Origin of the sequence: Streptomyces sp. NPDC100445 (genome assembly GCF_044759735.1) — a bacterium.
Taxonomy (GTDB): Bacteria; Actinomycetota; Actinomycetes; order Streptomycetales; family Streptomycetaceae; genus Streptomyces.
In genome coordinates this window covers 132,829-145,097 of the sequence record NZ_JBIVZV010000009.1, presented here as the reverse complement: position 1 = coordinate 145,097, position 12,269 = coordinate 132,829, and the positions used below count along the sequence as shown (strand labels likewise).

General features: G+C 74.3%; 10 protein-coding genes. 9 read left to right on the top strand and 1 reads right to left on the bottom strand.

The annotated features are described in order from the left end of the window. The first annotated feature begins 57 nt into the window (after positions 1–57). From ACIQVT_RS21980 to ACIQVT_RS21960, 5 genes are all read left to right on the top strand, one after another. Positions 58–435, top strand: a complete 378-nt coding sequence (locus tag ACIQVT_RS21980) for a cell division protein SepF (RefSeq protein ID WP_356817160.1) — start codon at positions 58–60, stop codon at positions 433–435. A 728-nt stretch (positions 436–1,163) separates the two neighbouring features. Then, positions 1,164–2,360: an AAA family ATPase gene (locus tag ACIQVT_RS21975; protein ID WP_403756261.1), complete on the top strand. Its 1,197-nt coding sequence runs from the start codon at positions 1,164–1,166 to the stop codon at positions 2,358–2,360. Beyond that, positions 2,357–2,710 (top strand): nucleotide pyrophosphohydrolase, encoded by a 354-nt coding sequence (locus ACIQVT_RS21970; protein ID WP_403756258.1) that lies wholly within the window; start codon positions 2,357–2,359, stop codon positions 2,708–2,710. Before ACIQVT_RS21975 ends, ACIQVT_RS21970 begins: the two co-directional genes overlap by 4 nt. 168 nt (positions 2,711–2,878) lie before the next feature. Continuing rightward, entirely contained in the window at positions 2,879–3,376 is a 498-nt protein-coding gene (locus tag ACIQVT_RS21965; protein ID WP_403756255.1) for a DUF6099 family protein, read from the top strand. Positions 3,377–3,509: 133 nt separating this feature from the next. Further along, positions 3,510–4,433: an LLM class F420-dependent oxidoreductase gene (locus tag ACIQVT_RS21960; protein ID WP_403756250.1), complete on the top strand. Its 924-nt coding sequence runs from the start codon at positions 3,510–3,512 to the stop codon at positions 4,431–4,433. Between the two features lie 65 nt (positions 4,434–4,498). On the opposite strand, the gene ACIQVT_RS21955 is transcribed toward ACIQVT_RS21960, so the two are convergent. Next, a complete protein-coding gene (locus tag ACIQVT_RS21955) occupies positions 4,499–5,461 on the bottom strand; it encodes a D-alanyl-D-alanine carboxypeptidase family protein (RefSeq protein ID WP_403756247.1) in 963 nt (320 codons plus the stop codon). Between the two features lie 166 nt (positions 5,462–5,627). Here ACIQVT_RS21955 and ACIQVT_RS21950 point away from each other — a divergent pair, with 166 nt between their 5' ends. The 4 genes from ACIQVT_RS21950 (at position 5,628) to ACIQVT_RS21935 (ending at position 12,222) form a co-directional block, all read left to right on the top strand. Next, positions 5,628–7,109, top strand: coding sequence for a 3' terminal RNA ribose 2'-O-methyltransferase Hen1 (locus ACIQVT_RS21950; protein ID WP_403756244.1), 1,482 nt, complete (start codon positions 5,628–5,630; stop codon positions 7,107–7,109). Beyond that, positions 7,106–9,649, top strand: a complete 2,544-nt coding sequence (locus tag ACIQVT_RS21945; protein ID WP_403756241.1) for a polynucleotide kinase-phosphatase — start codon at positions 7,106–7,108, stop codon at positions 9,647–9,649. Before ACIQVT_RS21950 ends, ACIQVT_RS21945 begins: the two co-directional genes overlap by 4 nt. Positions 9,650–9,841: 192 nt before the next feature. Further along, on the top strand, positions 9,842–11,689 hold the full coding sequence (locus ACIQVT_RS21940) for a RiPP maturation radical SAM C-methyltransferase (RefSeq protein ID WP_403756237.1): 1,848 nt from the start codon (positions 9,842–9,844) through the stop codon (positions 11,687–11,689). Further along, positions 11,686–12,222 carry a DUF5825 family protein gene (locus tag ACIQVT_RS21935; RefSeq protein WP_403756234.1) on the top strand — a complete coding sequence of 179 codons (537 nt, stop codon included), beginning with the start codon at positions 11,686–11,688 and terminating at the stop codon, positions 12,220–12,222. Before ACIQVT_RS21940 ends, ACIQVT_RS21935 begins: the two co-directional genes overlap by 4 nt. The last annotated feature ends 47 nt before the right edge of the window (positions 12,223–12,269 follow it).

Genomic DNA, 12,269 nt, shown 5'->3' with positions numbered 1-12,269 from the left:
CTTGGCGTAAGAATGGCTGGTGCACGGATCGCAAGCGAGTCAGGTCAGGGGGATCCGGTGAGCCGTTACGACGTCACCGACGAACAGTGGGAGGGGCTCGCCCAGGTAGTGCCACTGCGGGGCCGGGACGCCTGGCCCTCCGCGGTGAGCCACCGCTCGCTGCCCGACGCCGAGACGGAGACCCGGCGCCGCTTCGTGGTCCTGCGGGTCAACGTCTTCGCGGACGCCCGCGAGGTCGCGGAGACACTGATGGCGGGGTCCCCGGTGCTGCTCGACCTGTCCGGCGCGGAGGGGGACGTCGCCAAGCGCGTCCTCGACTTCAGCACGGGCGTCGTCTTCGGCCTGGGCAGCGGCATGCACCGCGTCGACCGCAACGTCTTCCTCCTCACCCCGCCCGGCACGGAGGTCAGCGGCCTGATGGAAGGCGCGGTCTGACCCACCCCCCGGCCCGCCGACGGCCGGCCCGGTGAGCCCACCGGGCCGGCCGGGGCGCCGGGCTCGCCGACCCCACCACACCGTCGACGCGTCCCGTACGAATCCTGTTCCCGACGGTTCCCGGGCGGCCATGCCCCGCCCAGGGTTCCGGCGCGGCGGACCGCCGCTCGCGGCCCGGCCGGACCCGGTCCCGACGGTCCCTCGACCCGAGAGCCGATTGTCGCCGGAGGGTCGGCTCGGCGGCCCCTCGCCCGGAGTCGGGTGCTCGGACGACCATGTCCCGGCGGCGGCTCCCGACCGGGACTCGGGGACGCCCGAGGGGTAGCCGGGCAGGTTCCGGGAGGGCAACCGCGTGCCGGCCCGGTGGGGCGTTGGACACGGGCCGGCCGGGTCCGGTCCCGGCGCCCTCCTGGCCGAGAGCCAGGTGTCCCCGGAGGACTCCGGTCCGGCGGGTCCCGCCTGGAGTCGGGTGCCCGGCGGGTGCGTTTCCCCGCGACGCCCCCTGCCCGGAGGTCGGGCACATCCGCCTGCCCACGGCTCCGGTCCGGGCGCGCTCGCCTGCGGCTTCGGCACGGTTCGGTGGGCCTCCGGTGTGCGCCGCGGGTGTCGCCCGCACGGTCGGGGTCGTCCTGGCCGGTGGGGCGCGGCCGGGGTGATGGTCGCTCGTTCGTGGGAACGGGGCGACGGTGAAACGGTTCGCCGGTCAGGCGGAGTTCTACGGTCCGCATATGGCCGTGCCTCCCGTGTCCGCTGCCCCCCTGACGGTCGCCGAGCCCACCGGTGCCGTTCCCGCCGGGTCCGGCCCGCCCCCCGACGTCCGCGCCCGGATCACCGAGCTGCGGCTGTCGGCCTTCGCCGGGCACCGCGGGGCCGGGTTCCCGCTGGGGCCGGTCACCCTCTTCGCGGGGCCCAGCGGATCCGGCAAGACGACGGCGCTGGCCGCCTACGAGGCCCTCGCGCGGCTCGGCGGGGGTGCCACGCTCGCCGAGGCGTTCCCCGACCCCGCCGCCCGCGTACCGGAGCGGGCGCGCCCGGACGCCGGGGGGCGGCGGGGCTTCCGGATCGGGTGCACGGCCGACGGCGCGCACGGCCCGGTCCGGCTGGACATCGCCGTACAGGCGGAGCCCGAACTGCGGATCGTGGGGGAGCGGCTGACCGCGCGCGGCGTCGTCCTGCTGGAGACCGCGCTGCGCGACCCGGGCCGGCGGACCGTGCAGGCCGCCTGGCACACCGCGGGCTCCGCCCCCGTGACCCGTGCCCCGCTCCCCGACGACCGGCTGGGCACGGCCCTGCTGCCGCTGCGCGTGGCCGGCAAGACGGACGGGCAGCGCCATGTGCTGGCCGCGGCCGAGCAGATGGTCGTCGCCCTGCGCTCGGTGTTCTCGTGCGACCCCCTGCCCGCGGCCATGCGCGCCCTCGTCCCGCTGGGCTCGGGCCGGCTGCTCCCCGACTGCGGCAACCTCGCCGACGTGCTGTGGCGCACCCGCGCGGAGTGCGGCCGCCGGCACGCCCAGCTGGTGGCGGCGGTGCGCGCGGGCTGCGCCGGACCGGTGACCGACCTGCTCGCCGAGCCGCTGCCGGACGGCACGGTCCGGGCGGTGCTCGACCGCGGGGACGGCTCCCGTACCGGACTCGCCCGGCTCGGTGACGGCGAACTGCGCCACCTCGCGCTGGCGCTGGTGCTGCTGACCGGTCCCGGCGTCCTGGAGGTGGACGCCCCGGGCGAGGTGCCCGACGCGCTGCGCACCCTCACCGTGCTGGCCGACGGCTTCGACCGCGGTCTGGACCCGGCGCAGCGCCGGGAACTGCTGGGGCTGGCCGCGCGGATGGGCGTGCGCGGGCACATCCGCTGCGTGGCCGCGGTGAGCGACGCCTCGTGGGCCGCGGGAGCCCCGGACGTCACGGTGGTACACATGAACCCGTGACAGAACAACCTGACCTCGCCGGACTCCAGCGCCGGCTGGCCGAGTTCGCCGCCGTGCGGAACTGGCAGCCCTACCACACCCCCAAGAACCTCGTCGCCGCCCTCTCGGTGGAGGCCTCCGAACTGGTCGAGATCTTCCAGTGGCTGACCCCGGAGGAGTCCGCCGGTGTGATGGCGGACCCGGACACCGCGCACGCGGTCACCGACGAGGTCGCCGACGTGCTCGCCTATCTCCTCCAGCTGTGCGAGGTCCTGCGCATCGACCCGCTGGCCGCCCTGGCGGCGAAGATCGACCGCAACGAACACCGCTTCCCGGTTCCGGACCCGGAGGACCAACAGCCGGAGTCTTAGATTCCGTTATCACTCTACGAAGTCAAATCGCCTGTCGAATCCGAATTGTTGTCCACAATTTCCGTCTTCCTCTAGCTTTTCGATCCGGATCCCCTCACGCTGGGTAGTGGGTAACTGAGAGTCCCAGCAGAGGTGCGGCAGCGCACGGAGGACGGACGGGGGCAACGGATGGACGCGGTACGGCTCATCCTCACGAGCAGGCGTGCGCTGGCGGCCGGCGCCGACGCGGCGGAGATGATGGCGGAGGTCTGGCAGGCGCAGGCCCTGGCCCAGGCGATCGGGAGCCGCCTCGCGGTCTCCGGCCCGCCGGAGCTGCGCGGCGAGGCACTGGGCCTGACCGAGCTGGCGGGCCGGGGCTGCGGGGTCCTGGACCCGCCCGAGCTCGACCCGGGCGACCTGCGCGCCGCCCAGCTCACCGAGCTGGACGACGCCCGCGAGACCCTGCTCTGCCTCGGCGGCCTGCTCGGCGAGGTGGGCATAGCCCTGGTCGGCATGGCCAGTGCGGCGGCCGACGAGACGACGTACTGGCAGTGCATGGAGGCCATCGACGCGGCCGACGAGTCCCGCGACCGCGTCCGGGAGATGCTGCGCAAGCTCGCCGCCCGGGAGGAGGTCTTACGCGAGAGGGCGGCCGACGAGAGCAGCAGCCCCTCCGGCGCCCTCTGACCCCCGGCGGGACAAGGGCGAGCGCGCGGGACGGACGGAAGGCGGGTCCGGACGGAGGATCACCCGGCCGGCGACGGCCCCGCCGGGCGGTACCGGCGCGGTCGGCACGGGCCGCGGCGGGCAGGATGGGTGTATGGACCTTCGAATCTTCACCGAGCCCCAGCAGGGCGCCACCTACGACACCCTGCTCACCGTCGCCAAGGCCACCGAGGATCTCGGTTTCGACGCATTCTTCCGCTCCGACCACTACCTCCGCATGGGCAGTGTGCCCGGCCTGCCCGGCCCCACGGACGCCTGGATCACGCTGGCCGGCCTGGCCCGTGAGACCAAGCGCATCCGCCTGGGCACCCTGATGACGGCCGGCACCTTCCGGCTGCCCGGCGTGCTCGCCATCCAGGTGGCGCAGGTCGACCAGATGTCCGGCGGCCGGGTCGAGCTCGGCCTGGGAGCGGGCTGGTTCGAGGAGGAGCACAAGGCCTACGGCATCCCCTTCCCGAAGGAGAAGTTCGCCCGGCTGGAGGAGCAGCTGGCGATCGTCACCGGGCTCTGGGCGACCGAGACCGGCAAGACCTTCGACTTTCACGGCACCTACTACGACCTCACCGACTCGCCCGCGCTGCCCAAGCCCGCGCAGCGCAAGGTGCCGGTCCTCATCGGCGGTCACGGCGCGACCCGTACGCCCCGGCTCGCCGCCCGCTACGCCGACGAGTTCAACATCCCGTTCGCCTCGATCGAGGACAGCGAGCGGCAGTTCGGCCGGGTGCGGGCCGCCGCGGTGGAGGCCGGCCGTGACGCGGACGACCTGACGTACTCCAACGCGCTCGTGGTCTGCGTCGGCAGGGACGACCAGGAGGTGGCCCGGCGGGCCACCGTCATCGGCCGCGAGGTGGACGAGCTGAAGGCCAACGGACTGGCCGGCTCCCCGGCCGAGGTCGTCGACAAGATCGGCCGGTACGCGGCGATCGGCTCGCGGCGGATCTACCTCCAGGTGCTGGACCTCGACGACCTGGACCACCTGGAGCTGATCTCCTCGCAGGTCCAGTCGCAGCTGTCGTAACGCTCCCGGCGCACCGGGGCGGACGGCGGACGGTGCCGGGGGACCGGACGGCCCCCCGGCACGGCTCAGCCGCGCCGGGCGAAGCCGTAGTCGAGGATCTTCGTCGCGTCCGCGACCCGCTGGTCCACCGAGGTGTCCGCGAGCACGGCGCCCACCACGGTCCTGGAGCCGCGGGTCGCGGCGAACACCAGGCAGAACTTCGCCTCCGGCCCCGAGCCGGTCTTCACGCCGATCGCGCCCCGGTAGGAGCCGAGCAGCGTGTTCGTGTTCTTCCAGGGGGCCATCGCGTGCGTCCCGCCGCCGGGCCGGTAGGACTTCATGTCGCCGTAGACCTTCGTGCCGACGACCGCCTTGAACGTCCTGTTCTTCAGCGCCGTCCCGGCCAGCTCGACCAGATCCCGCGGCGAGGCGTGGTTCTTGCCGTTGGACACCCCGTCGAAGCCGTCGAAGTGAGTGTTCTTCAGGCCGAGTTCACGTGCCTTGGCGTTCATCTCGGCGATGAAGGACTTGGTGCGCTGGGCCGTCGTGGTGCCCGTCCCGTAGGTGTCGGCGAGCGCGTACGCCGCGTCGCAGCCCGAGGGGAGCAGCAGCCCGTACAGCAGGTCGCGCACCGTCATCGAGTCGCCGAGGATCAGGTTGGCGCTGGAGTACCGCTGGACGTGGGTCACCGGATCGATGACGTAGTCCGTGTACTCCTTCTTGATCCGCACCTTGCGGTTCAGATCCACGCCCCGCTGGGACAGGACCACCAGCGCGGTCATGATCTTCGTGGTGGAGCCGGTCCGCAGCTGCCCGTCCGCCGCCTTGCCGAAGAGCTGCTTGCCGGTGGCCGCGTCCATCGCGTACGCGCCCTGGGCCTGCACCTGGGGCGCCGCCGCGGCGGCGCGCACCACCCCCGCCGTGGGCATGGGCGTGGGCGTGGCCGCCCGGGCCGGAGCGGTGGCGAGGACCCCCGCACCCAGGACGGCGCCCGCCGCCACGACGGCGGCGGCTCTCCCGCGCACCCGGACTCCCTGGCCGATGGTCATGGTTCCCCCTTCTGTCACTGGTCAGTTGACGGGTCCCACCTCACCAGCTCCGGGGTCCGGGACGCCATAACGGAGATCACGGGGAACGCCGGTGCGCGGGGCGCGGTCCTGCCTGGGCGTGGAAAACCTCTGGTCAGAGGGGCCCGGGGCGGGGAGACTCGGCAGCATGTTCGTGACGATCTCCACCACCGGCGCGCCCGGCCGCCCGGCCACCGACCTGGGGTACCTGCTGCACAAGCACCCCGCCAGGACGCAGGCGTTCTCCACCGCGTACGGCACGGCGCACGTGTTCTACCCGGAGGCGGACGCCGGGCGCTGCACGGCCGCGCTCCTGCTGGAGATCGACACCGTGGCGCTGGTCAGGCGGGGGAAGGGCAAGGGCCGCGGCGGCGCCCCCGACGCGGCCCTCGCCCAGTACGTCAACGACCGCCCCTACGCGGCCTCCTCCCTGCTCGCGGTCGCGCTGAGCAACGTCTTCTCCAGCGCCCTGCGCGGGGTGTGCGCCGCCCGCCCGGAGCGGGCCGCCGAGCCGCTGCCCCTGCGCGTCGCGATACCGGCCCTGCCGGCCCGCGGCGGCGCCGGCCTCGTCCGGCGCCTCTTCGAGCCCCTCGGCTGGAGCGTGACCGCCGACCCCGTGCCCCTGGACACCGCGTTCCCGGAGTGGGGCGACTCGCGCTACGTCCGCCTCGTCCTGGAGGCGCGGACGCTCACCCTCGCCGAGGCGCTGCGCCACCTGTACGTGCTGCTGCCGGTCCTCGACGACGCCAAGCACTACTGGGTCTCCGCCGACGAGGTCGACAAACTGCTGCGGGCCGGCGAGGGCTGGCTGGCCGGCCACCCGGAACAGCAGCTGATCACCAGCCGCTACCTCGCCCGCCGCTGGTCGCTGACCCGGCAGGCCCGGGAGCGGCTGGAGCTGGTGCGCCTGGCCGAGGCCGACGACAGCGAGGTCGAGGACCTCGACAACGCCGTCGCCGAGGACACCGGCGCGGAGGGCGAGGAGAAGCCGGCCCCGCTCGCCGTCCAGCGCCGGGAGGCGGCCCTCGCCGTGCTGCGCGACCGGGGCGCCGCCCGCGTGCTCGACCTCGGCTGCGGACAGGGCCAGCTGGTGCAGGAGCTGCTGAAGGACCCGCGGTTCACGGAGGTGGTCGGCGTCGACGTGTCCGTGCGGGCCCTGGCCATCGCCTCCCGCCGGCTGCGGCTCGACCGCATGGGGGAGCGGCAGGCGTCCCGCGTCCGGCTCCTCCAGGGCTCCCTCGCCTACACCGACAACCGGTTGAAGGGGTACGACGCCGCCGTGCTCAGCGAGGTGATCGAGCACCTCGACCTGCCCCGGCTGCCCGCCCTGGAGTACGCCGTGTTCGGGCACGCCCGCCCCGGCACGGTCGTCGTGACCACGCCCAACGTCGAGTACAACGTCCGCTGGGAGACCCTGCCCGCCGGACACGCCCGGCACGGCGACCACCGCTTCGAGTGGACCCGCCGGGAGTTTTGCGCCTGGGCGGCGGCCGTGGCCGCACGGCACGGCTACGACGTCGCGTTCACCCCGGTCGGACCGGACGACCCCGAGGTCGGGCCGCCCACCCAGCTGGCCGTGTTCACCCTCCGGGGCACCACGGACGAGAAGAAGGAGGCGAAGGCCGCATGACCGAGACCCGCACGGGACGGGTGCTGCCCGTCACCGACCTCTCCCTGGTGGTGCTCATCGGCGCCTCCGGCTCCGGCAAGTCCACCTTCGCCCGCCGGCACTTCAAGCCGACCGAGGTGATCTCCTCCGACTTCTGCCGCGGCCTGGTCAGCGACGACGAGAACGACCAGAGCGCCTCCCGGGACGCCTTCGACCTCCTGCACTACATCGCCGGCAAGCGGCTGGCCGCCGGCCGCCGCACCGTCGTGGACGCCACCAGCGTGCAGCAGGACAGCCGGCGGCAGCTGGTCGAACTGGCCAAGAAGTACGACGTGCTGCCCATCGCCATCGTGCTGGACATGCCGGAGGAGGTGTGCGCCGAGCGCAACGCCACCCGCACCGACCGCGCCGACATGCCCCGCCGGGTCGTCCAGCGGCACATCCGCGAACTGCGCCGCTCACTGCGCCGGCTGGAGCGCGAGGGCTTCCGCAAGGTGCACGTGCTGCGCGGCGTGGAGGAGGCCGAGCAGGCCACCGTCGTCACCGAGAGGCGTTTCAACGACCTCACGCACCTCACCGGTCCGTTCGACATCATCGGTGACGTCCACGGCTGCTCCGCCGAACTGGAGGAGCTGCTCGCCCGGCTGGGCTACGCCGACGGCAGGCATCCCGAGGGCCGTACCGCCGTCTTCGTCGGCGACCTGGTCGACCGCGGCCCGGACAGCCCCGGCGTGCTGCGCCGCGTGATGGCGATGGTGAAGTCGGGCGACGCCCTCTGCGTCCCCGGCAACCACGAGAACAAGTACGGCCGCCACCTCAAGGGCCGCACCGTCCGGCACACGCACGGGCTCGCCGAGACCGTCGCGCAGATGCGGGGCGAGAGCGAGGAGTTCCGGGCGGAGGTGGCGGAGTTCATCGACGGGCTGGTCAGCCACTACGTCCTGGACGGCGGCCGGCTCGTGGTCTGCCACGCGGGGCTGCCGGAGAAGTACCACGGCCGCACCTCGGGCCGGGTCCGTTCGCACGCCCTGTACGGCGACACCACCGGGGAGACCGACGAGTTCGGACTGCCGGTGCGCTACCCCTGGGCGGAGGAGTACCGGGGCCGGGCCGCCGTGGTCTACGGGCACACGCCCGTCCCGGAGGCCACCTGGCTCAACAACACCATCTGCCTGGACACCGGCGCCGTCTTCGGCGGGAAGCTGACCGCGCTGCGCTGGCCGGAACGCGAGCTGGTCGACGTACCGGCGCAGCGCGTCTGGTACGAGCCGGCGAAGCCGCTGCGCTCCGAGGCGCCCGGCGGGCACGACGGCCGGCCCCTGGACCTGGCGGACGTGCAGGGCCGGCGGGCCGTGGAGACCCGGCACGCCGGCCGGGTCGCTGTCCGCGAGGAGAACGCGGCGGCGGCCCTGGAGGTCATGAGCCGCTTCGCGGTCGACCCACGCCTGCTGCCCTACCTGCCGCCGACCATGGCGCCGACCGCCACCTCCGTGGTGGACGGCTACCTGGAGCACCCGCGCGAGGCGTTCGCGCAGTACGCGCGGGACGGGGTCGCGCGGGTGGTGTGCGAGGAGAAGCACATGGGGTCGCGGGCGGTGGCCCTGGTGTGCCGGGACGCCGAGGTCGCGCGGACCCGCTTCGGTACCGGGGCGGGCCCGACGGGCTCGCTGTACACCCGTACCGGGCGGCCGTTCTTCGACGACGCGGCGGTGACCGAGCAGATCCTCGGCCGGCTGCGCTCGGCGGTCACGGACGCCGGACTGTGGGACGAACTCGCCACCGACTGGCTGCTGCTGGACGCCGAGCTGATGCCCTGGTCGCTGAAGGCCGCCGGGCTGCTGCGCAGCCAGTACGCGGCGGTGGGCGCGGCCTCCGGCGCGGTGTTCCCGGACGTGCTCGCCGCGCTGGAGGCGGCGGCCGCGCGCGGCGCCGACGTCGGCGGCCTGCTCACCCGGCAGCGGGAACGCGCCGCGGACGCCGCCGCGTTCACCGCCGCCTACCGCCGCTACTGCTGGACCACCGACGGTCTGGAAGGGGTCCGGCTTGCCCCGTTCCAGCTCCTGGCCGTCCAGGGCCGCAGCCTCGCCGCGCTGCCGCACGACGCGCAACTCGGCCTGATCGACCGGATGGTGGAGAACGACGGCAGCGCCCTGCTGCGGACCACCCGGCGGCTGTACGTCGACACCGGTGACGCGGAGTCGGTCCGCGCGGGCGTCGACTGGTGGCTGGAGATGACCGGCCGGGGCGGCGAGGGCATGGTCGTCAAGCCGGTGGAGGCGCTGGTGCGGGGCGGTGACGGACGGCTGGTGCAGCCCGGCGTCAAGGTCCGGGGCCGGGAGTACCTGCGGATCGTCTACGGCCCCGAGTACGCCCGGCCGGACAACCTGGCCCGGCTGCGGCAGCGGTTCCTGAACCACAAGCGGTCGCTGGCCCTACGGGAGTACGCGCTCGGCCTGGAGGCCCTGGACCGGCTCGCGGACGGGGAGCCGCTGTGGCGCGTCCACGAGGCGGTGTTCGGGGTGCTGGCGCTGGAGTCGGAGCCGGTGGACCCGCGCCTGTAGGCGGACCGGCACAGAAAGCCCTTGTGCCGCACACCGAGCCGTCCATATGGTGGACAGCCGTGCGGCACAAGGGTGTTGCCGGGACGTGAGGGGAGCGGTGGTCGTGGAGATCAAGAAGGTGGTGGTCCGCGAGGACCCCAAGAGCACCACGCGCCGGCCGGCGATCCTGGAGAAGCGGCCGACCCGCTGAGCATGCGCGTCCACCTGGTCACGATGCCGTGGCACCCGATCGACCTGCCCTCGCTCCAGCTCGGCCTGCTCAACCGGATCGTCCGGCGGGCCCGGCCCGGCGACGAGGTGACCGAGTTCCACGGCGCGCTGCGCTGGGCGGAGTTCCTGCTGGAGCGGTCCGGCGGCCGGCTGCGGCCCGGCGACTGCGTGGAGGTCGGCAGCGACGGGATCTTCCACGGCCTCGGCGACTGGGTCTTCTCCGGCGTCCTCCACGACGACCCCCACTGGGGTCGCGCCCGGCTGCGCGAGTACGCGGCGGCCCGGGACGTCCCGATCGACACGGCCGTCGCCATGCGCCCCCACGCGGCCCCCTTCGTCGACGCCTGCGCCACCGAGGTCCTCGCCGCCGAACCGGACGTGGTCGGGTTCACCAGCACGTTCATGCAGAACGTGCCCTCCCTCGCGCTGGCCCGCGAACTCAAGCGGAGGAGACCGGAGCTGACGGTCGTCCTCGGCGGCAGCAACTGCGACGGACCCATGGGCCACGCCCTGCACCGCAACCACCCTTTCGTCGACCACGTGGTCCGCGGCGAGGCCGAGCACGCCTTCCCGGCGCTGCTGCGGCACCTGGCCGAGGGCACCGCCCCGGCGGACGTGCCCGGCCTGTGCTGGTGGGACGGCCCCACGTCGCGGGCGAACACCGGGCCCCGGCGGACCGTGGCCCCCGCCGACATCCCCGCGCCGGACTACGACCAGTGGCAGGCCGCGCTGGACGCCTCCCCGGTCCGGGAGCACATCCATCCCAAACTGGTCGTGGAGGGCGCCCGGGGCTGCTGGTGGGGCGAGAAGCACCACTGCACCTTCTGCGGGCTGAACGGCACCGCCATGGCCTTCCGGGCCAAGCCGGGGGAGCGGCTGTGGGCCGAGATCGACCGGCTGGTGCGACGCCACCGCCTCCTCGACGTGGTCACCGTGGACAACATCATCGACATGGCCTACTTCCGCGACTTCCTGCCCCGCGTCACCGGCAGCGGCTGGGACCTGCGGCTGCACTACGAGGTCAAGTCCAACCTCACCCCGGACCAGCTCAGGCTCCTCGGCGCGTCCGGCACCGTGCACATCCAGCCCGGCATCGAGAGCCTGGGCAGCCGGGTCCTGGACCTCATGGACAAGGGCGTCACCGGCGCCCGCAACGTCCGCACCCTGCGCGAGTGCGAGAACCACGCGCTGACCTGCTCCTGGAACCTGCTGTACGGCTTCCCGGGCGAGAGCGCCGACGACTACACGCCCGTCATCGAGCAGCTCCCCGCCCTGGTCCACCTCCAGCCGCCCAGCGGCGCCCACCGCATCCAGCTGGAGCGGTTCAGCCCCCACTTCACCGACCCGCGGCTCGGCTTCGGCAAACGCCGCCCGGCCCTGATGTACCAGCACGTATACGACCTGCCCGATGACGAACTCGCCGACCTGGTCTACCTGTTCGACACCGAGGAGGCGGGCATCACGGGGTCGGTCGAGCGGCGGCTGCGGGCGGCCGTGGCCGCCTGGCGGGCCGGCCACGCCCACTCCCGGCTGCTGTTCGAGCAGGACGGCCCGGACCTGCTGGTGCACGACCGGCGGCACGGCCGGCCGGCCGCCACCCACCGCTTCACGGGCTGGCGCGCCGCCGCCCTGCGCCGTCTGGAGGACGGCCGGACCGTCCCCGCGCTGCACCGGCTGCTGGCCGCCGACGGCCACGAGGTGCCCCCCGACGCGCTGGCGGACTGGACCGGCGAGGCCCTGCGGCTCGGCCTGCTCTTCCGCGACGGCCCGACCTATGTGTCCCTGCCGACCTGGGGCGAGCCGGTACGGCTGCCGGAGGGCGCCGGATGAGCGGGCTGCCGGACACCGTGCCGCACCGGCTCACCGGGCGCCGGGTGGAACCGGCCGGCCCCCTCGACCTCAGCGGCAGCGGGCGCGGGACGGCGGAGGCGGTGCGGTTCCTGCGCGAGTGCCAGGGCCTCGGCCTGCGCGTGGACTGGCGGGCGGCGGGCACCCCGTCGTACGACCCGGCCCTGCTGCACCACCTGCCGCCGCCCACCCGGCCCTCACCCGACCACGAGCCGGCCCGCTGGCGGGCGGCCTACGGCCACGGCGTCCTCTACCACCGGCGCGGCCCGGACTTCGTCGCCGTCCTGGACCGCCGGGAGCGGGGCACGGCCGTCCGGCTCACCCTGGACCACCCGGTGCTCGTCGCCACGTTCCTGCGCCTCCTGGACCCGACGCCCGTCGACGCCCTGGACCCCGCCGGGCGGGAGGCGCTCGGCCTGCTCACCGCCGAGCGGCTGGTGCTGGCCGCCGGCGGGTGGGCCCTCGCCCTGCCCCCGCGGATCCGGCGCTGGCCGGTCCCGTGCACCGCGATCTGACCCCGCCCGCGCACCGCCCGTGGCCGACGTGACGAACAACGGGGTGC